The organism is Lysinibacillus sp. UBA6686 (genome assembly GCF_002455205.1).
Classification (GTDB): Bacteria; Bacillota; Bacilli; order Bacillales_A; family Planococcaceae; genus Lysinibacillus; species Lysinibacillus pakistanensis.
Genome location: NZ_DKJS01000006.1, coordinates 13,357 through 33,435, shown reverse-complemented (window position 1 = coordinate 33,435; position 20,079 = coordinate 13,357). Strand labels below are relative to the sequence as shown.

Annotated in this window: 22 protein-coding genes; 15 read left to right on the top strand and 7 right to left on the bottom strand. The window is 33.7% G+C overall.

Annotation, left to right across the window (positions count from 1 at the left end; genetic code table 11):
* Positions 1-35 precede the first annotated feature (35 nt).
* On the top strand, positions 36-1,904 hold the full coding sequence (locus tag B2R82_RS01450) for a leucine-rich repeat domain-containing protein (protein WP_286923183.1): 1,869 nt from the start codon (positions 36-38) through the stop codon (positions 1,902-1,904).
* Positions 1,905-2,192: 288 nt separating this feature from the next.
* The gene (locus B2R82_RS01445; RefSeq protein WP_286923182.1) at positions 2,193-2,384 is read left to right on the top strand and encodes a hypothetical protein; all 192 of its coding nucleotides are present in this window, start codon (positions 2,193-2,195) and stop codon (positions 2,382-2,384) included.
* A gap of 84 nt (positions 2,385-2,468) precedes the next feature.
* Here the strand turns inward: B2R82_RS01445 and B2R82_RS01440 are convergent, their stop codons facing one another.
* Positions 2,469-4,040 carry a hypothetical protein gene (locus tag B2R82_RS01440; protein WP_286923181.1) on the bottom strand — a complete coding sequence of 524 codons (1,572 nt, stop codon included), beginning with the start codon at positions 4,038-4,040 and terminating at the stop codon, positions 2,469-2,471.
* The gene (locus B2R82_RS01435; RefSeq protein ID WP_286923180.1) at positions 4,033-4,587 is read right to left on the bottom strand and encodes a sigma-70 family RNA polymerase sigma factor; all 555 of its coding nucleotides are present in this window, start codon (positions 4,585-4,587) and stop codon (positions 4,033-4,035) included. Before B2R82_RS01435 ends, B2R82_RS01440 begins: the two co-directional genes overlap by 8 nt.
* 161 nt (positions 4,588-4,748) lie before the next feature.
* Here B2R82_RS01435 and B2R82_RS01430 point away from each other — a divergent pair, with 161 nt between their 5' ends.
* The 3 genes from B2R82_RS01430 to B2R82_RS01420 all read left to right on the top strand — a co-directional run bounded on the left by B2R82_RS01430 (position 4,749) and on the right by B2R82_RS01420 (position 6,284).
* Positions 4,749-5,243: an RNA polymerase sigma factor gene (locus B2R82_RS01430; RefSeq protein WP_286923179.1), complete on the top strand. Its 495-nt coding sequence runs from the start codon at positions 4,749-4,751 to the stop codon at positions 5,241-5,243.
* Positions 5,230-5,895, top strand: a complete 666-nt coding sequence (locus tag B2R82_RS01425) for a zf-HC2 domain-containing protein (RefSeq protein ID WP_286923178.1) — start codon at positions 5,230-5,232, stop codon at positions 5,893-5,895. Before B2R82_RS01430 ends, B2R82_RS01425 begins: the two co-directional genes overlap by 14 nt.
* A gap of 110 nt (positions 5,896-6,005) precedes the next feature.
* Complete coding sequence (locus tag B2R82_RS01420) at positions 6,006-6,284, top strand: hypothetical protein (protein ID WP_283870165.1); 279 nt, start codon at positions 6,006-6,008, stop codon at positions 6,282-6,284.
* 84 nt (positions 6,285-6,368) lie between these two features.
* On the opposite strand, the gene B2R82_RS01415 is transcribed toward B2R82_RS01420, so the two are convergent.
* A complete protein-coding gene (locus B2R82_RS01415) occupies positions 6,369-6,860 on the bottom strand; it encodes a hypothetical protein (protein ID WP_286923176.1) in 492 nt (163 codons plus the stop codon).
* 143 nt (positions 6,861-7,003) lie between these two features.
* On the opposite strand from B2R82_RS01415, the gene B2R82_RS01410 reads away from it, so the two are divergent.
* The 3 genes from B2R82_RS01410 (at position 7,004) to B2R82_RS01400 (ending at position 9,868) form a co-directional block, all read left to right on the top strand.
* The gene (locus B2R82_RS01410) at positions 7,004-7,156 is read left to right on the top strand and encodes a hypothetical protein (RefSeq protein ID WP_286923175.1); all 153 of its coding nucleotides are present in this window, start codon (positions 7,004-7,006) and stop codon (positions 7,154-7,156) included.
* A gap of 448 nt (positions 7,157-7,604) precedes the next feature.
* On the top strand, positions 7,605-9,086 hold the full coding sequence (locus B2R82_RS01405; protein WP_283870163.1) for a malate:quinone oxidoreductase: 1,482 nt from the start codon (positions 7,605-7,607) through the stop codon (positions 9,084-9,086).
* Positions 9,087-9,289: 203 nt separating this feature from the next.
* Positions 9,290-9,868, top strand: a complete 579-nt coding sequence (locus tag B2R82_RS01400) for a Crp/Fnr family transcriptional regulator (RefSeq protein WP_286923174.1) — start codon at positions 9,290-9,292, stop codon at positions 9,866-9,868.
* On the opposite strand, the gene B2R82_RS01395 is transcribed toward B2R82_RS01400, so the two are convergent.
* Positions 9,865-10,581, bottom strand: a complete 717-nt coding sequence (locus tag B2R82_RS01395; RefSeq protein WP_286923173.1) for a DUF4386 domain-containing protein — start codon at positions 10,579-10,581, stop codon at positions 9,865-9,867. The genes B2R82_RS01400 and B2R82_RS01395 overlap by 4 nt on opposite strands.
* A 189-nt stretch (positions 10,582-10,770) precedes the next feature.
* Here B2R82_RS01395 and B2R82_RS01390 point away from each other — a divergent pair, with 189 nt between their 5' ends.
* Positions 10,771-11,847, top strand: coding sequence for an ankyrin repeat domain-containing protein (locus B2R82_RS01390; protein WP_286923172.1), 1,077 nt, complete (start codon positions 10,771-10,773; stop codon positions 11,845-11,847).
* Between the two features lie 59 nt (positions 11,848-11,906).
* On the opposite strand, the gene B2R82_RS01385 is transcribed toward B2R82_RS01390, so the two are convergent.
* Entirely contained in the window at positions 11,907-12,188 is a 282-nt protein-coding gene (locus B2R82_RS01385) for a hypothetical protein (RefSeq protein ID WP_286923171.1), read from the bottom strand.
* On the bottom strand, positions 12,185-12,844 hold the full coding sequence (locus tag B2R82_RS01380; protein WP_286923170.1) for a hypothetical protein: 660 nt from the start codon (positions 12,842-12,844) through the stop codon (positions 12,185-12,187). The genes B2R82_RS01385 and B2R82_RS01380 overlap by 4 nt, the downstream gene beginning before the upstream one ends.
* Before the next feature lie 321 nt (positions 12,845-13,165).
* On the opposite strand from B2R82_RS01380, the gene B2R82_RS01375 reads away from it, so the two are divergent.
* The 6 genes from B2R82_RS01375 to B2R82_RS01350 all read left to right on the top strand — a co-directional run bounded on the left by B2R82_RS01375 (position 13,166) and on the right by B2R82_RS01350 (position 18,187).
* Positions 13,166-13,624 (top strand): VOC family protein, encoded by a 459-nt coding sequence (locus B2R82_RS01375; RefSeq protein WP_286923169.1) that lies wholly within the window; start codon positions 13,166-13,168, stop codon positions 13,622-13,624.
* A 30-nt stretch (positions 13,625-13,654) separates the two neighbouring features.
* A complete protein-coding gene (locus tag B2R82_RS01370) occupies positions 13,655-14,407 on the top strand; it encodes an SDR family NAD(P)-dependent oxidoreductase (protein ID WP_286923168.1) in 753 nt (250 codons plus the stop codon).
* A gap of 44 nt (positions 14,408-14,451) precedes the next feature.
* Complete coding sequence (locus B2R82_RS01365) at positions 14,452-15,210, top strand: SDR family NAD(P)-dependent oxidoreductase (protein WP_286923167.1); 759 nt, start codon at positions 14,452-14,454, stop codon at positions 15,208-15,210.
* 69 nt (positions 15,211-15,279) lie between these two features.
* The gene (locus B2R82_RS01360; protein WP_286923166.1) at positions 15,280-16,329 is read left to right on the top strand and encodes a TRAP transporter substrate-binding protein; all 1,050 of its coding nucleotides are present in this window, start codon (positions 15,280-15,282) and stop codon (positions 16,327-16,329) included.
* Between the two features lie 83 nt (positions 16,330-16,412).
* Positions 16,413-16,895, top strand: coding sequence for a TRAP transporter small permease (locus B2R82_RS01355; protein ID WP_286923165.1), 483 nt, complete (start codon positions 16,413-16,415; stop codon positions 16,893-16,895).
* The gene (locus B2R82_RS01350) at positions 16,895-18,187 is read left to right on the top strand and encodes a TRAP transporter large permease (protein ID WP_286923163.1); all 1,293 of its coding nucleotides are present in this window, start codon (positions 16,895-16,897) and stop codon (positions 18,185-18,187) included. The genes B2R82_RS01355 and B2R82_RS01350 overlap by 1 nt, the downstream gene beginning before the upstream one ends.
* Positions 18,188-18,317: 130 nt before the next feature.
* Here B2R82_RS01350 and B2R82_RS01345 read toward each other — a convergent pair whose 3' ends face one another.
* Positions 18,318-19,979 carry a sigma-54 interaction domain-containing protein gene (locus B2R82_RS01345; RefSeq protein ID WP_286923162.1) on the bottom strand — a complete coding sequence of 554 codons (1,662 nt, stop codon included), beginning with the start codon at positions 19,977-19,979 and terminating at the stop codon, positions 18,318-18,320.
* Positions 19,980-20,079: the final 100 nt, after the last annotated feature.

The window sequence follows — 20,079 nt, the reverse complement described above, 5'->3', positions numbered from 1 at the left end:
GGCTATACAAAAAAGGTTGACTAGGGGGGAAGCCAATGGGACTTATTAAATTAAATTGTCCAAATTGTAATGGAAAAATAGAATATAAAGAAGGGCAGCCATTCAAATGCCCTTTTTGTGAAACTGAATTAATGTTGAAGGAGAATAATGTCTATTATGTTGACCAGACGATCAATAATTATTATGGAACACCTCCTCCAAAAACAAACACACGTCCAAATTTAAAAGCGCTTCTAATTATACCAATCGTATTGATTTGTGCATTCTTAGGGTATTTTCTTTTGAATAATAATCAAACAGAATATGGTAACCATGATAAAATACCTGTTCGATCAATGCCGGAAAGCGAAGTTCTTTTGTTCTTTTTAAAAGATATTTTTAATAAAGGTGAAGCGATGCCCACTAAAGAAGAATTGGCAAGTATTCGCTATTTAACTACCTATTATACTGATTATCAGTGGCATTTTGATTACAGCTTTGATGATCCTTTTACGAATAAGCAGGCTGAAATTTCTACCTATATCATTATGGATAAGGTATTAAATACACAAAAAATCGAACAAAAAGACTTTGAAGCCTTTACAGGACTGACTGTATTGAAGTTCATGAATAATTATGAGATATCGCAGAGTGAAAAAGTAAGCTTCCGACATCTGAAAAACTTAAAAAGCTATACAGGCAGCTTTAATGAATCATTTAGTAGAATTGCCGACTATTTTAGTGATAAGTCTAGCGTTGTAGAGCTCTCTGTCCAAATTCGAAGTAATGATGAACTTGCATTATTATTAAAGTTTCCCAATCTTCGATCACTTGAGATTTCTTATTTGAATGAGACGGTTACAGACTTCCATCTGCTGAATCAACTATCATTAAAATCATTGTCTTTAAGTTCTACCAATGATTTAAAGTGGTTGGCTTCATTAACAGGTTTGGAGTCATTAGCAATAGATATGAGTGAGGCGACAGATTTTAGCTCGTTCTATTCACTAAATCAACTACAAGAATTGAAGCTTACATCTGTAAGAAATTTAAAAACGATTGATTTTATACAAAATATGCCCAACCTGCAATCCCTTGATCTTGAAAATATGGATATTACGAATTTAGAACGCCTTAGAGATAAATCGTCATTGACTAAATTACGTTTATCTTCTCTTTATAAATTAGAATTACTTGATATTGTGAACAGCCTGACTTCACTGACTGATTTATCGATAATTGGTTATAGTGGCGATGTATCATCGATTGTAGCTCCTCATTTAAAAAAAGCGGAATTAACAAGTTCTTTCATACCTAAGTTAGAGGCACCTACTTTAAAAAACTTAACGGTTTATATTAGAGGATCGGAGTCGTATTTTAATGGAGCAGAATTATTAAAATACCCACAGCTAGAACAGCTTACCGCGATGGAGAGTGGAGATTTTAAAGGTATTAGTGCATTAAACCGTCTACCAAATCTACAAACGTTAAATTTTAATGAGACATATTTTTTCGATGAAACGAGGGAGTTATTTAATTTACAGCATGTAAAAACGTTAAATTGTAATGAGTGTACGTTTCAATTTAATAGTAATAATCCTTTTAACAACAACATACTGGAACATTTAACATTGAATGATGGATCCTTCCGAATAGGTAATGGTGACTGGTTGCATGAAGTTGATAAGGTTATGCCTTATTTTGCTGGTTTTTCAGCACTTCGTTCATTCACAATGCAGGATAGTTCACTACAATCGATAAGTTTTATGGAAAATTGGCAACAAATTGAGATGCTTCATTTGGAAAATAATGCTATTACAAATATAGAACCTTTAGTGAACCTACCTAATTTGAAAAGGCTATACATTTTAGGGAATCAAGTGCAAAACAAGTCAGTTCTTGACAAGGGAATTTTGATTTATTAAGAAGTTCTTGGAAGCGATAGCTAATGAGATTCGTTCCTATATGCTTTAGAAACCATAAAGCTGATACGGCTTTATATTGTGCCAAAGCAAGAAGGACGTAATCGAGAACATGTTTATAAAGAGCCTATTAAGCCTGAAATGTAACAGCATTTCAGGCTTTAATATATTGATGATAAATCTTCGTTGTTTATAAATAAAAATGCATTTGCTAGTGCAAACTTTAGATGAAAAGTCGCCAAACAAATGATCATGACTTTTCAAAAAATCAATGAAGGATGGTAGTCAAATATGAAAACAAAGCAAACCAATACAACGCAATACGCAAAGAAATTACAAGCAAACCAAAACCGTCAGCAGCAGGAGGAATTTGGTTCCGAGTTTGAAATCGATGCAGCTTCAGCACAAGTGAACAACTTTGCCGAAGCACAAGGAAAAACAGATATCAAACAGCCAGTAAGTGAGCGTACGGCATGGCATTAATTTTCATTTGACAACTATTCAAAACATTGAGATGGAGAACTAAGGTTTTGGCCTTAGTTCTTCATATTGATGAGGAAAAAATTATTATTGTTTTTTGTGGTCATTATTAGATTTAAAAGATTTTAATAATTCCTTAGTATCTTGAAGAGAAATGTCCTGGCTAACAACCTCATATTTATAATCACCTTTCATGCCTATAAAATGAGCGCCTAAAAGATCTGTTATTTCATAACCTGACCACTCAATGCCGTTTAAAGTAAATTTTTCAAGTTGCTCTCCCTTTTCCCTATTAAAATCACTTAAAGTTCGTATTACGGAATCTTTATGATAGGCACGTACATAGATAACCTGACTTTCATTTTCGAAAATATAAGTAAGATATGCTTGTTTATAAGTTTTATATTTTTCATAGCCAGCTGAGAATAATGAAAGCTTGGAATGCGTAAATTCATACAGGAATGGTATGTCCTTCCGAAGTAGATCTAATACATCCTCGGTATCTTCCTTAATATCGTCTGCATAGTCTACAACTTCTATATCTACTTCTCTTGGGTCAATATTTACTTTTTTCCGCGTATTTATAGGTAGGTGATAGCCATCTAAGTTTGGCACAAATGTCTGCGGATCAATCGGTATATTTACATCCAAACGTTCAGGATGAAGATAACTAGTAAGTTTACCATCCTTATCATACGTTTCATATTTCATTAGGATTCCAGTATCTTTGTCCACCCAAAAGCGAAATGTATCAGTTGTTCCTTTCATTTTCATTCTCTCTACAACTTGTTCATCTATTTTCCCGAATAAAACAATAGTATTATGGCCTAACAATTCTTCATTTTGTTTTTCAATCTCCCAATGCTCCATAGTTCTTAAATAACTAGAGGTTATTTCATAGGGGAACAAAGATATGCCTGAAGCGGCAATTTGTGGTCGTTCCCTAAACTTGGTGTTTTCTTTATCTACATCTTTCAGCTTAATACTAAATGCTTCCTCTGGAGTAACCACTTCACGTATTGGTTCCGATTGATAATCTTGTACTTGGTATGTTTTATTTAAACTTTCTTTAGACCAAAGCTTTTCATTATTATAAATATATTCTTGAATACTTTCCTTAAACCCCATCACCTTTTCATCAAATAGAGTTGTTACTTTCTCGTATCCACCAATTTCATTTTTTAAACTTAATTTATACTCAATAATAGATGTACTGACAGAGTCATCATAAAATAGTGAATACTCCTCAAATTTCCCAGATGCAGTGTGAAAATAATCCACAGTATTTAAAAGCTTTGCAACAACATCCTTCTTTGTCATCTCTTTATAAGATTCTTTTTGTTCAGGAGGTGTATATAGGTGTGGATCGATTTTAGGCTCTTGGAGAATGGCCTCATTATTTTTATTTAAACCTGTGATTTTTTCTTCCCTTGATAGAATTTTCAACTCGTTTATAATGAAATAGCTTGTTCCTAAGAAAAATAGAAGGGTTATGACGGTAGGTAAAAAATAATTTAGCTTGTGTTTTACATGAAACGACTTCTTGTTTCTTTTGTGTATAGTCTGACGAACATTTTCTTGATTCTTCTCATTAAAATTGATGTCCTTTAAAACAGTTTCATTCATTGTCTGTACAATTTTTTTAAATACGTCATCCATTAATTTTGCCCCCTTCAAGTGACTTTTTTAACAAAAGGCGAGCTCTATGCAGTCTGGATTTAATCGTTTGTAACCTTACATCTAATAAAGTCGATATTTGGTTATATGACATTTCTTCGTAATAATATAAAATAATAACCTCTCTATATTTCACTGGTAAGGAAAGAATCTTTTCAGCAATTAGTTGCTTATTCTCTAGTCCAACCAACTCCATTTCAGGTGATTTATTAGTACTTTTTGTTTTTGAGAAAAATTCTGTAAGTATAATATGTCTAAAAGACCAACTTCTTAATTTGTCTTTACATAAGTTCACTGTAATACGATATAACCATGTTTTATAAGAAGATTCATTTCGAAAGCTGTCTAAGTTCTCGTAGCACTTTATAAAAACCTCTTGGGCAATATCCTCTGATAATTGCTTCTGCTTCATATAGGTAAAAGCTAAACGAGCAACTTGATCTCCGTATTCCTTCATTAACCATTCAAGCCTCTCCTCTCTACTTAAATTGCTTTCAATTTCTACTGGCTTTCTTTCTTGTTCAAGCATCCTCCACACCCTTTCAAATATTAGACGGAGTAGGTACATTTTGGTTGTAAAAATATTTTCTATTCATTAGTTCATGTGCACGGGGCAGGATTTTTTATAGGTAAAATTTTTTGTAACATTATTAAATATCGGAAGTTATTTCAGTGAGGAGGTGAAAAGACATGGAGTTTGAGGAAATCTATCACAAATATTTTCAGGACGTTTATTTATATCTCAAATCATTGAGTCATAACGATAGTATAGCTGAAGAAATTACCCAGGAAACTTTTTTTAAAGCATTAAAGAATATTGAAAGCTTTGATGGTTCCAGAGATATTCGAGCTTGGCTCTTTATCATAGCTAAAAATACGTACTTCTCTTATTACAAAAAGAGGAAGAGGCATATGGATTGTGATTTAAGTGAGGAATCAGAAATAGGCGTCCATATTGTGAAGCATTTAATGAATGAAGAAGATGCATTTGCAGTTCATCAATTTCTTCATTCAATGAAGGAACCATACAAAGAGGTCTTTTCACTACGAACCTTTGGGGAGCTTTCCTTTGATAAAATAGGGAGGCTTTTTGGTAAAAGTGCAGGATGGGCTAGGGTGACCTTTTACAGGGCTAAAAAACAAATACTAGAATATATGGAGGCGATGAATCATGAAAGAGATTAAATGCACAATTATTCAAGATATTCTACCTCTTTATATTGATGGGGTAGTTAGTCAGGATACAAAAGAAATGGTTGAGGAGCATTTAAAGCATTGTGAAAAGTGTCAGCACGAGCACCAGCAAATGAAGCATGAAATTTATATTCCTGAAGAGAATAAAGCGTCTCTATTTAAAACGATTAATAAAAAATGGCGCAAGAAAAAGATAATCATTTCATGTATCTCAGCTATCATCACCACTTTAATTTTATTAGGTGTATTTGAATACGTGTTTCATTATGAGACGATAATTCCATATTCAAAGGATATCGTGAAAATTGAAAATAACGAAGATAAAATATTATTTGCCCATTACTATGGTAAAAGCTATGCAAGTGTTAACGTCACACATCCTATGCTCCTTGAAGTAGATGGCGAAAAAAAGAATATAAGCTTTATTTATTATAATAAAACAATTGCAGATTCGCCTACTCGCCAGCTAATTAATAATGGAAAAGCACGTAAAGAGCAGGATTTTATTTTTGTATTCCCTGAAGCTGAAGAAATAGATGCTGTGTATTATGCGGAATATGACGTTAAAAAAATAGCAGCTAATAAGGATTCCTGGAATAATATTTTAAAAGATGCTGTTTTAATTTGGAAGAAGGTGGAATAAAAATTCCGTTGTAAGAATTCACTTTATTTCTTCCTGAATATTTTCTAACCTTTTTAAAAATACTAGGACTAGGTAACTAATCGAATGGTTAGGAAAGGGAGAGGTAAAAATTGGCGAAGCACTCAGATACAAGCTGGAAACAGGATCATCCAAGTACCTTATTTAGCAACTCTGTCCAAAAGGCAGAACGTTTGTTAAAGCATGCAAAATCACACCCCGAGGAAATTGCGATTGAACATGCATTTGATCAACTAGACCATGCAGAAAATGCGTACATGAATGCACAGCAATATGGTGAGCATTTGGATACTGTCCAGCAAAATAAAGAGTACCTAGAGCAAATTAAACAGCAGTTACACGACATGAAAGATAATGTAAAAAAGCAGTAGAGCATTTGAACCTTCATCTGCGGACAGATTAAAAATGGCTTAAGCTCTATGAACAATAGACTTAAGCCATTTCCTATTCGGCATTCAACACCAAACAATTATCTCATTTGGTGTGGTTTGAGCCGGAATACTTCTTGTTGTAACACCATAAATGACAATTAGGTTTCGATTGGCTGGATTTCTTGAAAAAGGTTGCCCATTTTTAAGCAAGATAACCGTAGATGGAGAGAGATTTAATTGTAGTAGGCCATCATTGCTCAATAAGTGATTATCAAAAAAATCCACTTTTACATTTTGGTAATTACTTTCCTTTACAATAATGAGTGCTCGATATTGTGGCGGGTATATCATAGGTACAGGAGCGTCCCCATCATAGTAGCCTGTAATCCAATCACCAGGTCTCACTATTTCCTGGTTAACAAAGTAAGTGGAAGGAGAAACGACAAAATTTACAACGCCACCAGCACCATCTTCTACAGTCAACAGTTTATAGCAGCCCTCAGTATCCTTATTTTGTCCCACAGGAAAATCATTTATTTGAGTAACAATTCCACGGAAAGATTTAAAATTTACCATAACCATTCCTTTCGAATTAACAATTGTATTAGCTTATGTAACAATCTTTATATAGATGACAATTCGAAAAAATCTATTTATCTATATAAGCTTGTCCTTTATTATAGGAAAAGAATGTTCTAATCAAAATAGGGGGAAAGCTTATGAAGCGGATTTCTAAAAATAATAAAAAACCAATTTTATTAGGTAGCATTATTATAATTGTCATCGCTGGTTTACTCGATCTCAAATACGAGGGGTTATTTTTCCGTATATTACCTGAATCAATACAACAACATTTATCTAATTTTTTTTAACAAGTAAAGATAGACATAAAATAAAAAACACTAGTAAATTTTGAGAAAATTCGCTATATTTAGATGTGGAGTGGGGCTAGTACAAAAACAAGACTGGTTCCCTATTTTTATGTTATTATATAGATATAATAATCAACTTGATTCATTTATATGAAAGCGCTAACCATTTTTAGGCCAATTATTCCAAAATACATGAATTTCAATGGTTACTTTTAATTATGTGTTTGTCCATTTTTCGCTTGAATTATGAAGGAAATGGCTCGAAATATGCCGTTAAATCTCATATAAATAGTTGATATTTTAATCTTCAAGTAATTGTGATAAACTGCAATAAGGTAATAATTGATACAGAAAAGGTGTGCTCCTAGGTCGCTCCATGGCTTGCTTTGACATCTAAGCGGAGTGCTTACATCCTTTCTGCAAATCTTAATATATAAGGAAGGTAAAAATGAGTAACAGACAAATTAAATCAGATGTTATCTTAATTGGTGCCGGAATCATGAGTGCGACTTTGGGGACACTGCTCAAAGAATTAGCACCAGATTGGAAAATTACAGTGTTTGAGAAGCTCGATAAAGCTGGCGAAGAAAGTTCTCATGAATTAAACAATGCGGGAACTGGGCATGCTGCACTATGTGAGCTTAACTACACTTCAGAGAAAAAAGACGGATCAATCGATATCAGCAAAGCGATTAACGTTAATGAGCAGTTCCATGTTTCAAAACAGTTTTGGTCTCATCTTGTAAACAATAAACTAATCAATAACCCACAAGACTTCATTATGCCTTTACCACATATGAGCTTAGTACAAGGAAAAGACAATGTTGAGTTCCTAAAAAAACGTCATGAAACAATGACGAAAAATCCTTTATTCCAAGGTATGGAATTTTCTGATGATCCAGAAAAACTAAAGGAATGGATTCCTCTTATCATGCAAGACCGTACTGCAGACGAAGCTATTGCTGCAACAAAAATTGACACTGGTACTGACGTTAACTTTGGTGCTTTAACACGTATGTTATTTGATCACTTAAAAACAATGGATGTAGATATTAACTATAATCACAGTGTTGAAAGTTTAAAACAAGCAAGCGATGGAACATGGGAAGTACGTGTACATGATTTAGATGGATGTAAAATGGAATATCATTCAGCAAAATTTGTCTTCCTTGGCGCTGGTGGAGGAAGCCTAGAATTGCTACAAAAATCAGGTATTCCTGAAGGAAAACATATTGGTGGATTCCCAATTAGTGGTTTATTCTTACAATGTAATAATCCAGAAGTAGCTGAAAAGCATCATGCAAAAGTGTACGGAAAAGCAAAAGTTGGTGCTCCACCAATGTCAGTTCCACATCTTGATACACGTTATATTGATAACAAAAAATCATTATTATTTGGACCATTTGCAGGGTTCTCACCTAAGTTCTTAAAAACAGGTTCAAATATGGACTTATTTGCTTCTGTAAAACCGCATAATATCACAACTCTATTAGCGGCAGGCGTTAAAGAGATGGGATTAACAAAATATTTAATCCAACAGCTTATGCTTTCAAAAGAGCAGCGCATGGATGAGTTACGTGAATTCATTCCAAATGCGAAGAGCGATGATTGGGATATTATTGTTGCTGGACAACGTGTACAAGTAATTAAAGACACAGAAGCTGGCGGAAAAGGAACGCTTCAATTCGGTACAGAAGTTGTAAGCGCTTCTGATGGATCAATTGCAGCTTTACTTGGAGCTTCACCAGGTGCTTCTACGGCTGTTCACGTTATGCTTGAGGTAATCAATAAATGTTTCCCTCAACATATCAAAGAATGGGAGCCAAAAATTAAAGAAATGATTCCATCTTATGGCTTGTCATTAGCACAAAATCCAGAGCTTCTGAAAGAGATTAATGAAACAACTAATAAAGCACTTGCTTTAAAATAAATACTAAATGTGGAGACGGCAGATGTTAGCATTTAAGCAACATTTGGACAACCGTTTCCATAGCATAGAATCTTCAATCAAATAAAGGATTGGGGATTCTATTTTTTTATCCGTTAGTATCAATTAATTCTATTATATTAGAATATGCTGTAAATAATGACAAATTTACAAATATTTAATACAAAATTTGAGTGGGGAGCAGTATGGAAAAAATACTAATAAAGTATATGAAGAAGTATTCAGCACTTAGTGCAAAACAGCGGCAGGCCATTATTGATGAAATAGAAACTGAAGAATTTAAAAAAGGAACAATTATCCTTAGACAAGGAGATGTTCCTACTAAATGTTACTTTGTTTTAAAAGGTTGTATTCGACAGTTTTCTGTAGATGAAGCAGGGAAGGAAATTACCTCCAACTTTTATACAGAGGAAATGGCTATTTCAAATTTTAATCATCATAAGCAAGATAAAGAATCCTCCTACACTTTTGCTTGTCTTGAAGATTGCATACTAGTTGTAGGAGATATTGTTACTGAAAGTATGATGTACAATAAATATATACAATTAGAGGCTATGACACGTAAGATGATTGAGCATAGCTTTGGTGAAATACAGGATGAATTAGCATCATTCATTGCATCAACTCCAGAAGAACGCTACAAATCCTTATTACAGAAACGACCCAATTTAGTTAATCGTGTACCACAGCATCAGCTGGCGAGTTATCTTGGTATGACACCAGAGTCATTAAGTAGAATTAAGAAGCGAGTAAATAAATATTAGGAAAATGTTATAGCAGTATTAGAAACCTTTCTGCCTCTAATTAGCAACCATATACCAAAGCCCAACTCTCCTAAAATCATTGGGATATTAAAGATAAGTTTAAGCACAGAAATGACTGCATTCTCTTGTGAGAAAACCGTTATAAGAAGATTAATGCTTATATAGCCTATTGCGCCCAGTAACAATAAGATACTAATAACCTTTGGAATACAGGATGCTTTAACAGCCATATAGCCTATCATCAGAAGATGTAATCCAAAAACAATTAAGCCGATAGCCCAAATGCTTTCAAAGGCTTCAAGAAACAACATGATATGTGCTGGAAGTTGTTCTGTATAAATTGTGCCATTAGAAAGAAGCGATGCAAAAATCAAATTTAGAATGGCCATTCCCAATATAGCCGTATAAATAAGGCGGAACCATGCTGCGAGCAATGCAAGGCTCTTATTAATAGGTTCTAGAAAAATATAGAATGCCCAGGCTACGATAATATCGGTAATAAGGATGATAGTCCAACCTAAGATTTCTGCTTTGAAAAGCATATTGGATGATTGCAAGTTAGTAAAAGTGGTGCTCGCATCTTCATATAGTACTAGGCTTTCATGAACAAAACCATAGGAAAAAAATGCGGCAAGTGCCATGGTGACAAGAGCTATTCCTCCGATTAAAGCTGACTTTTGTTGATTGGAATGTCCATGTATTGTTTTATTCATACTAAACCCTCCCTTAAATGTTTTTTTTATTTTAAATGAATGAAGATGTTGGAGCATTGACTTAAATCAAGGAATAATAATGAACCTTTCAATTACAACGAATACTTCCCATTGTCCTGTTAGCCTTATAGATCGTTGTTTTCGCTAAAGTTGTTATCTATACTTTTCATAAAGAAAGGAATGGGATAGATGATTAATCTAAAAAATATCGGTAAATTTCATGAACTACCAGAAATGGCAATGCATATATACAACGGAAATGTGCCAGCTTTATTACTTGCCATTGAAGGGGGCTGGGATATTGAAGAGGACATTATATTGAGTCAACATATCTCATTAAGTCCATTAGATTTGTCGCTAAGGTTACAGAGACTGAATGTGATAAGGCTGTTAGTAGAGCACGGTGTCAATTTGAATGTTAAAAGTAATCCAGCCTTTTTGGTAGCTGTTCGTTACTGTAAAGAAGATATAGTGCGTTATATTGTAAAGCATGGAGCGAAGCTTGACACGCTTAATCAGGTCGGGTCTGGTGCCTATTCACAGGCCTACTATGGTAATAAAAATAATATTCCACTCATTCATGAGTTAGGTCTGGATATAAGACAGTACGGTGGTCCAGTATTGCGTCAAGCTGTGTCAAATCATGACATGAAGACAGTTACATATTTACTCAATCAAGGGGTGGACATTAACTATAATAAGCCAGATATGGTTTATCCTTATCAAGCAACCCCATTAACGGTGGCAACACGAATGGAGAATCTAACAATGGTGAAATACTTGGTTGAGCGTGGCGCAAACGTTACTTTAGCAGAAAAGGATGGCGAGCGCCCATATACGATTGCGGTGGGCCTTAAAAATACTATTTTGGCTGACTATTTGAAAGCATTGGAGCCAGCCATGCTTCATGATTTAGAGAACAAAAAATATGAGGTAAAGAAATATAAGTTGAATGATGAACTGATTAGCTTTCTTACAGGAGAAGAGCTACGACTAGAGCTAGATACCAATGATTACGACATCAGATATATCGACTTTTTCACCCTGACAGACACCTTTGAAATAAAGGTTGGCCGTCAAAAGCTACTACGTTTGTCTGCATATGTAGACAATTATTCTGATTTACAAATCGTATGGAATTCAAAGAAAAAGCAAATTGGCTGCTATGATGTGGAGCATCAAGAATATGCTGATTTGTGTAGCTTTAAAGAATTTGTTGTAAATCCTGAAACATTCGTAATCAATTTTCTTGAAGGAGAGTTGTAGATTTATAAATTCTTAGAAGCACATCTTTTATTATCAAATAAAAGATGTGCTTCTATATTTTAAAATTTAAGCTTTGATAAACAAAATTGGATAGAGCGTTTGACATAGATTGAACAAAAGAAAAGCAGCAGAGCTACGAGAAGGGCTAGGGGAATACTGTAAGCGACTGGAAGGTCAACACCACTCCAAAGGCTCATCTTGATTTGCTCAAGTCCAACTGTTCGTAAGAGACCACCTACTATTGATAATAATGCACTTAAAATCAAGCCAGCATAGAGGATTACTAATACAAGGAGGGCTAATGAGCAAAAAAAGCTTTGTATAATTTTTATGATTGTCATTCTTTTTCCCTCCGTATAATTTTTTGCACTTTTGAATTTGGCGCAATGGAATAGCTTTCCGTATAATAAAGCGTTTTGACTTTACAATTCCTTCCTACGTTGACAACGTCTCCATCCACTATTTCTGCGTTCGTATACGACAGACGTACAACTTTCCCCTTTAGACAATTACAATTTAACTTTTTCTTTAATAATGGAAGAATGGTAATCTTATCCTTCTCTATCCAAATATCATCAGCATGTAGTTCTTTAATCTCACTTTCACCAGACAATTTTAAAGCAAAACTTTTAGCATTTATTTTTGCTGCTTTCACTATACCAATTACATCTACAGATTCTGCCTCTAAACTTTGTTCAATGGTTAACTTTCCAGAGCTATTTAGCTTTATTACTTTTCCATTGTTCAGCTTAAAGCTACCAGCACTCGTAATTTCGTTTATTTCACAATAATCCTTTAATCTGCATGATCCTGAACTGTTTAAAATCTGTGCTGTTACACGGGATTGAAAAGAACTATGTCCATGTGTTGAGATTTTTTTCAGTCGTATTTCTTGATGTAAAGCAACAGCTCCCCGAATATTTAATTGCTCACAGTCTGTAGCTAAGTCTTTAATATTGCCATTAGTAAGGGTTACAGTGCGGAGTTTTTGAATCAAAAATATTCACCTCATTTTAATTTGATTAATATATATTTTAATTATTGAAATATATATTAATTAAAATATATGTACCTCCCTTTTGTCAAGAACCAATAATTCACCTAAATCTACGCTAATGAGTTCTTATAAATTTTCTAGGAAATACAAATTGGAAAGCCCTAAAATGAAATGATGTTAAAAATCATCAAGTGATGATTTTTTGCAAATATTTTTATGGGACATCTGTGTTATTAATCTAAATTTACTAACTATTCATCGCGGTTTAAAATTGGCACGATTTTTGCATGATATAAAAGTGAAGCGAAAGGGGGGATAAATGTGAAGGGGAAAGTCACAGGTTTTATCCATAGTGGAATCACAGTAAAGGATTTAGAGATTTCTTTAGATTTTTATGTAAATAAGTTAGGTTTAGAATTAATTTCGAGACAAATTTCAAGTAAAGAATATATTTCAGACATAGTTGAACTTGTCAATTTACAAGAGGTCAAAATTGCATTTATTAGAATTCCAGGAGGGAATGAAATAGAGTTACTTGAGTATGTAGGCATGGAAAGATATCCAGGCAATGTTCGTCCATGCGATTATGGATCGGGACATATTTGTCTAAAGGTTGAAGGAATAGAAGAAATGTACGAGTATCTAAAATTGTCTGGAGTTCAATTTAGATCTAAAAAAATTGTAGAAATTACATTAGGTGCAAATAAGGGATCAAAAGCTATTTATATGTATGATCCAGATGGATATATTATTGAGCTGATGGAAAAGAGTACAAATTAATGAAAGCGAATTCAGTAGAGGGTGGAATCTATGCAAAGTTTACAAGGTAAAAAAGCAATACTTACAGGTGGCGTTCAAGGTCTCGGGTTAGCGATGGTAAAGGGACTTTGTGAATATGGTGTTGAGGTTTGCATTATTGATTACTCCAATGATGTAGAGAAGATTGCTAAAGATATGCAGAATGAAGGATTTACTGTATACGGGGTACGGGCTGACCTATCGAACTTAGAGAAAATTCCTGAAGTATTCCATATAGCAGTCCAACTATTAGGTGGGGAGTTAGATATTCTTGTAAATAATGCCGGAATCCATAAACCGATGCCTGCGATTGATTTACCAATTGAGGACTTCCAAAAAATCATTGACGTTAATGTTACTGCAATATTCGAATTAAGTAGACTGGCATATCATGAAATGTTGAAAAAGGGCGCTGGGAAAATAGTTAATATTGCATCTGTATTAGCTGTACAGGGTGGTTATAATGCATCTGCCTATTCTGCAAGTAAAGGAGCGGTTGCCCAACTGACAAAATCATTATCCAATGAATGGGCTAAAAAGGGTATTAATGTAAATGCAATTGCTCCTGGATATTATAATACAGCATTAAATCAATTTATTCTTGAAGATGAGTCAAGATATCAATCACTAATTAGCCGTATACCTGCTGGACGCTTTGGCGAGCCGAATGAATTAGCAGGTGCTTTACAATTTTTATGCTCAGATAAATCAAACTATATCAATGGGATCCTCTTACCGGTAGACGGTGGGTTTTTAGGAAGATAAAAATTGGGTGGTTAAACGATAATCCCAAGAAAGTGAGCAATAATATGGAGTTGAATTTAGCTAGAAAAAATGTATTGATTATTGGTGGTTCAAAAGGTATTGGACTGGAAATAGCAAAAAGATTTATAGAAGAAAATGCAAACGTTTCAATTGTTGGTCGTTCTATAGAGCATTTGAATGAAGCAAAACTGCAGTTAAAAAATGTAACAACCTATCAATCTGATATTACGAATAATTATGAGCGTGAAGGTCTAATTGAAAAATACATATTAGATCATGATCATATCGATATATTGATAAATAATGCTGGGGGAAGTAATGGCTCTAGTATATTAGAAACGCCCATGGAGAATTTCTATGAAGCATTTGAATTAAATTACTTTTCGAGTGTACATCTTAGCAAATTGGTTCTTAAACATATGAAGAAACAAGGAAGCGGCAATATTATTAATATTTCTTCTATTTATGGTAGGGAAAGTGGAGGCAAGGCAACCTACAATAATGCAAAAGCAGCATTAATAAGTTTCACGAAAGCGTTAGCACACGAAGTCATTAAATACGGTGTAAGGGTTAATAGCATTGCGCCTGGTAGCGTTTATCATGAAAGTGGCGTTTGGGGAAGGTTAACAAGAGAGGATCCTTATAAAATTGAAGAGTTTGTAAAGAATGATATTCCAGCAGGTCGCTTTGGTAAACCAGAAGAAATTGCAGATGTAGTCGTTTATTTATCGTCTGAAAAAGCTTCTTGGATTATTGGTGCAACCATCAATGTAGATGGTGGGCAATCTAAAATGAATTTTTAAACCTGTAGAATTGGACAATAATTGTCAAATCAATTGAACTAATTTTGTGAAAAATAGGAGGCTTATACAATGAAAAATAAAAAAGTACTAAAGAAATTAATGTTTTCAATAATGGCATTGTCGTTAATATTTTTAGCAGCGTGTTCAAGCAATGGTGGAAAAGAATCAGCATCGAATGGTAAAGCAATTACGATAAAAATGGCAAACCAAGTCGATGCCAATAACTTTTTAAATTTAGGATATGAAAATTTTAAAGATACCATTGAAGAGAGAAGCAATGGCGATGTAAAAGTTGAAATTTATAATGGTGGTACATTAACTACTTCTGATGAAACAACAGCAGAATTATTACAAAACGGTACGATTCAATTGTCAACAACATCTGCATACGGTATTGCGAATTCAATTGGTGCAAATGCTTTTAATATTTTCGATGTACCTTTTTTATTTGATAGCCGTGAACAGTTTTACACTTTCCTAGAGGGAGAATATGGTGACTTATTAAAGAAAGAGGTTGCTGATAAATCCAATATGTATCTGCTTGGATTCATTGATTTAGGCTACTATAGCATTTTAAACGGTAAAACATCTGTTAAGGCACCATCAGATTTAAAAGGTTTAAAGATTAGAAGCTCATCAGCGAATTTACATTTAAGTACATTGAAGTCAATGAAAGCAAATCCAACACCAATGGCATATAGTGAAGTGTTTACAGGGTTACAGCAAGGGACGATCGATGGTGTTTCTACAACAACACCTTTAATTTACGGAGATCGCTTTTATGAAGTAAATAACCATTTTACAGCGACAAATCACATTTTATTATTACATGGTGTGCTAGTAAATAAGGATTTCTATGATGGTTTAAGCGAAGATATGAAAAAAACGTTAGATGAATCTGTAGCTTCATATACAAAACATGCAATAGACCTTGTAACCAAAGCTGAAAAAGATGCTATCGAAGGCTTAAAAGATAAAGGTGTAGATGTAGTTGAATTATCTGAAGAAGAGAGAAAGAAATTTAAAGATGCAACAATAAACGTTGCCAAAGAGAACATGGATGCAATTGGTCAGGAAAATTATGATTTAGCTATTAAATTACTAGGGGAATTGAAATAATTTCCTGAGAAATAAAATTCAACATATTGCCCTTGTAATGAAACATATTGAAATTACAAGGGTACAAAGGGAGGGGACAAGCAATGGAGAAGCCTATGAAGAAACCAATTGAAGCTTATGCTAGCTTTGCAATTCTATTAATTATGACATTAGTTATGTTTGCAGCTGTGGTTTCAAGATATGTTTTTAACTCCTCAATTGTTTGGGCAGAAGAACTATCAAGATATTTGTTTGTTTGGTTTGTTTTTATTAGTGCAAGCTATGCTGTCATTACGAAAGCACATATTAGAGTAGAAGCATTGAATATGATTATCCCCAAAAAAATTCGTCCATATGTGAACTTGATAGGTAGTTTTATATGGATGCTGTTCAGTTTATATATTTCGTATTTGGGCTTTCAATATGCATTTAATTTATATAAACAAAGCGCAACCTCAGCAGCACTTAATTTACCAATGGGGGTAGTCTATTTAGGGATTCCAATTGGGTATTTTTTAATGGCTATAAGAATTTTTGTAGTGGAGATATTAGATGTTTTTGTAAAGAGAAAAGAGGGTGAGAAATAATGTTAGGGGCCATTGGAATTCTCACAATTGTATTTATTCTATGTCTATTAATAAATATACCAATTGCAATTTCTTTAGCTATTTCTGCGTTAACTGTTGTTCTAATTGAAGGAACAATACCTATTTCATTTCTTATTCAAGCGACATTTACATCGAATGATTCGTTCTCATTATTAGCTGTACCATTTTTCATTTTAGCGGGAGAATTAATGAGTACAGGGGGGATTTCTAGAAGACTTATTGATTTCTTCAAATCAATGGTGGGATCCTGGACAGGAAGCTTAGGTTTAATTACAATACTTGCAAGTTTGATTTTTGCAGCAATCTCTGGATCAGGTGCAGCAACGGTTGCCAGTATCGGCGGAATTATGATACCACACATGATTAACAGTGGTTATAAGAAACCATATGCCGCAGCATTAACAGCAAGTGCAGGTGCCCTTGGTCCTATCATACCACCAAGTATTGTCTTTATTTTCTACGGGATCATGGCAGGGGTATCAATTAGTGATTTGTTTATCGCTGGTATTGTCCCAGGTTTATTAATTGCAGTGATATTAGTCATCATTAACTATATTGTATGTAAAAAAGAAGGCTATGTGGACCAACAACCAGAGGAAGAAAAAATAGGCTTTTGGCGATCATTAAATGAAGCAAAGTTCGGATTATTAGCCCCTATTATTATTTTAGGTGGGATTTATGGTGGTATTGTCACGCCTACAGAAGCAGCGGTAGTTGCTGTTGTTTACAGTTTAATCGTAAGTATATTCATATATAAAGAATTACGATTCAGTGATTTAATGGATGTATTTTTAAACGCTGCCGTTACATCTGGATCTGTTATGATTTTTGTTGGTACTGCAACGTTCTTCGGTAAAATTTTAACATTAGAGCAAGTGCCACAATATATAGCAAATGGTATTTCAGACTTTACAACAAATCCGATTATCATTTTAGTGTTAATTAACCTTTTCTTATTAGTTGTAGGAATGTTTATTGAAACTGTTGCAGCATTATTAATATTCGTCCCATTACTATTACCAATCGTTATACCTTTAGGAGTAGATCCATTACATTTTGGGATGATCGTATGCTTTAACTTGACGTTAGGCCTATTAACACCACCATTGGGATTAAATCTGTTTATTGGGGCAAAAGTGGCAAATATACGTTTTGAAGAAACCTTTAAACATCTAACACCTATTTTAGTAGCGTTACTAATATTACTAGGCATCATTACATTTGTGCCTCAATTAACGTTATTTTTACCACACTTATTATCTGGCAAATAATGTTATTTTACCTCTAAAAAAGAAAAAGTCGATTTGCCACAAAAAATGTGATTCAAATCGACTTTTTTAACTTTTCAAATCTAAAAAAGAAGATTTCTACTATAATGAAAAACAGGAGATCAACTTTTTATTAAGAATGGTTCTCTATTTTATATTTTTGTAGTTTTCTTACAAGTGTAGACTGATCAATTTTTAATGCGGTTGCTGCTTTTCTTATACTAGGATAAATTTTAATTGCTTCTCGAATAATACTTTCCTCAAACGATTCAACTTGATCCTTTAAAGGTAAATGGTGAGTAATTAAAGTATTGCTATTTGATACTTGAATGCTGCTATCGCTGTTTAAGTTTAATTCCCTTTGTAGATCATCCATCGTAATCTCTGAATGTTGACTCATCAAAACAACTCGTTCTACGATGTTCTGTAACTCTCTGACATTCCCTGGCCATTTATAGTTCGCAAACGTTTCAAGCACTTCAGATGAAAAAGAACGGTTTAATCCATATTTAATGTTTAAATTATTCGTAAAATGATAAATAAGAGGAATGATATCCTCTACTCTTTGCTCAAGCGGTGGAATTTTGATTGGAATAATATTAAGTCGATAATATAAATCCTCTCTAAATTTCATCTCTTCAATCATATCCGATAAATTCCTGTTTGTTGCAGCAATGACACGGACATCTACTTGAATAGGTGTTGTACCGCCAATTCTCACAACTTCCCGCTCTTGAAGTATACGTAATAGTTTTACTTGAAGCTGTAATGGCATTTCTCCAATTTCATCTAAAAAGATTGTCCCATTATTAGCGGCCTCAAATAATCCAGCCTTGCCTTTTTTGGTAGCACCCGTAAAAGAACCCGATTCATACCCAAATAATTCCGATTCAAGAAGAGATTCAGGGATTGCACCACAATTAATTTTAATCAAAGGTCCGTCCTTGCGAATACTATTTCGGTGTATTAAATCTACTATTTTTTCTTTACCTACACCAGACGGCCCTTGAATTAATACGCCCGAATCAATTTGTGCAACTCTTAAAGCACGGTCAATAACATCTTTCATTTGTGTAGAATGTGCAATAATTGAATATTTCGGATCACTAATCCCTTTTAATTGTTGTAATTCTTCATGGATTCTTTGATTTTTGATTTCTAATTGTTGAATTTCTGTCTCTAAATTATTTAGCTGGGTTAAGTCACGAACATTATTCACAATTTTAATGATTTCGCCTTGCTTGTTTCTGATTGGAACGGCTGAAACTAAAACGCTTTTCCCTGTTTTAATCTTCTGACTTATTGTAATAGCACGATTCCCCTTGATAGCCTTCAATGATGCAGAAACATCAATAATTCCTTTGTCAACTAATGATTGTAGGTTTTTTCCTATACAAAATTCAGTTGAAAGCTCTGTAATTCTTTCATAAGCAGGATTCTGATACATAATCTTCCCTTTGGCATCAGAAATAACAATACCGTCAAACGATGAATTAATAACTTCATCAAGTTCTTTTTTTAAATTATCCAATTTATCAATTTCCTGGTTTAAGCTAACGGATTCTGTTAGAGGTAATAAAAAAATTGTTAGCTTAGAAAAATCCTCAACATTGTTTAAAACATTTATTTCCAAGTTAGAATTCAACATACAAAAATATTTATAACCATTAGAAATTTGTTTTTTTATATCATCAAAAAACTTTTCATAAGTCTTGGCAGTTTCATTACATACTAGAACATCTCTATTTTGATCCCACTCTATAACCCCAAGTATTTTTAATTGATTGTAAAACATTCATACTCCCCCTTAAGTAGACATGATGTAATAATTCATCACTTGGGCACAATTATACATCATTTTTTCTCTAGTTCGATGAGAAAATACTGGGTTTTTG

Coding starts and splice junctions, on each gene's coding strand:
- B2R82_RS01405 (WP_283870163.1), top strand. CDS start 7,605: ATGAGTAACAGACAAATTAAATCAGATGTTATCTTAATTGGTGCCGGA.
- B2R82_RS01365 (WP_286923167.1), top strand. CDS start 14,452: ATGGAGTTGAATTTAGCTAGAAAAAATGTATTGATTATTGGTGGTTCA.
- B2R82_RS01440 (WP_286923181.1), bottom strand. CDS start 4,040: ATGGATGACGTATTTAAAAAAATTGTACAGACAATGAATGAAACTGTT.
- B2R82_RS01410 (WP_286923175.1), top strand. CDS start 7,004: ATGAAGCGGATTTCTAAAAATAATAAAAAACCAATTTTATTAGGTAGC.
- B2R82_RS01390 (WP_286923172.1), top strand. CDS start 10,771: ATGATTAATCTAAAAAATATCGGTAAATTTCATGAACTACCAGAAATG.
- B2R82_RS01355 (WP_286923165.1), top strand. CDS start 16,413: ATGGAGAAGCCTATGAAGAAACCAATTGAAGCTTATGCTAGCTTTGCA.
- B2R82_RS01400 (WP_286923174.1), top strand. CDS start 9,290: ATGGAAAAAATACTAATAAAGTATATGAAGAAGTATTCAGCACTTAGT.
- B2R82_RS01430 (WP_286923179.1), top strand. CDS start 4,749: ATGGAGTTTGAGGAAATCTATCACAAATATTTTCAGGACGTTTATTTA.
- B2R82_RS01435 (WP_286923180.1), bottom strand. CDS start 4,587: ATGCTTGAACAAGAAAGAAAGCCAGTAGAAATTGAAAGCAATTTAAGT.
- B2R82_RS01450 (WP_286923183.1), top strand. CDS start 36: ATGGGACTTATTAAATTAAATTGTCCAAATTGTAATGGAAAAATAGAA.
- B2R82_RS01360 (WP_286923166.1), top strand. CDS start 15,280: ATGAAAAATAAAAAAGTACTAAAGAAATTAATGTTTTCAATAATGGCA.
- B2R82_RS01395 (WP_286923173.1), bottom strand. CDS start 10,581: ATGAATAAAACAATACATGGACATTCCAATCAACAAAAGTCAGCTTTA.
- B2R82_RS01370 (WP_286923168.1), top strand. CDS start 13,655: ATGCAAAGTTTACAAGGTAAAAAAGCAATACTTACAGGTGGCGTTCAA.
- B2R82_RS01415 (WP_286923176.1), bottom strand. CDS start 6,860: ATGGTAAATTTTAAATCTTTCCGTGGAATTGTTACTCAAATAAATGAT.
- B2R82_RS01345 (WP_286923162.1), bottom strand. CDS start 19,979: ATGTTTTACAATCAATTAAAAATACTTGGGGTTATAGAGTGGGATCAA.
- B2R82_RS01385 (WP_286923171.1), bottom strand. CDS start 12,188: ATGACAATCATAAAAATTATACAAAGCTTTTTTTGCTCATTAGCCCTC.
- B2R82_RS01445 (WP_286923182.1), top strand. CDS start 2,193: ATGAAAACAAAGCAAACCAATACAACGCAATACGCAAAGAAATTACAA.
- B2R82_RS01425 (WP_286923178.1), top strand. CDS start 5,230: ATGAAAGAGATTAAATGCACAATTATTCAAGATATTCTACCTCTTTAT.
- B2R82_RS01350 (WP_286923163.1), top strand. CDS start 16,895: ATGTTAGGGGCCATTGGAATTCTCACAATTGTATTTATTCTATGTCTA.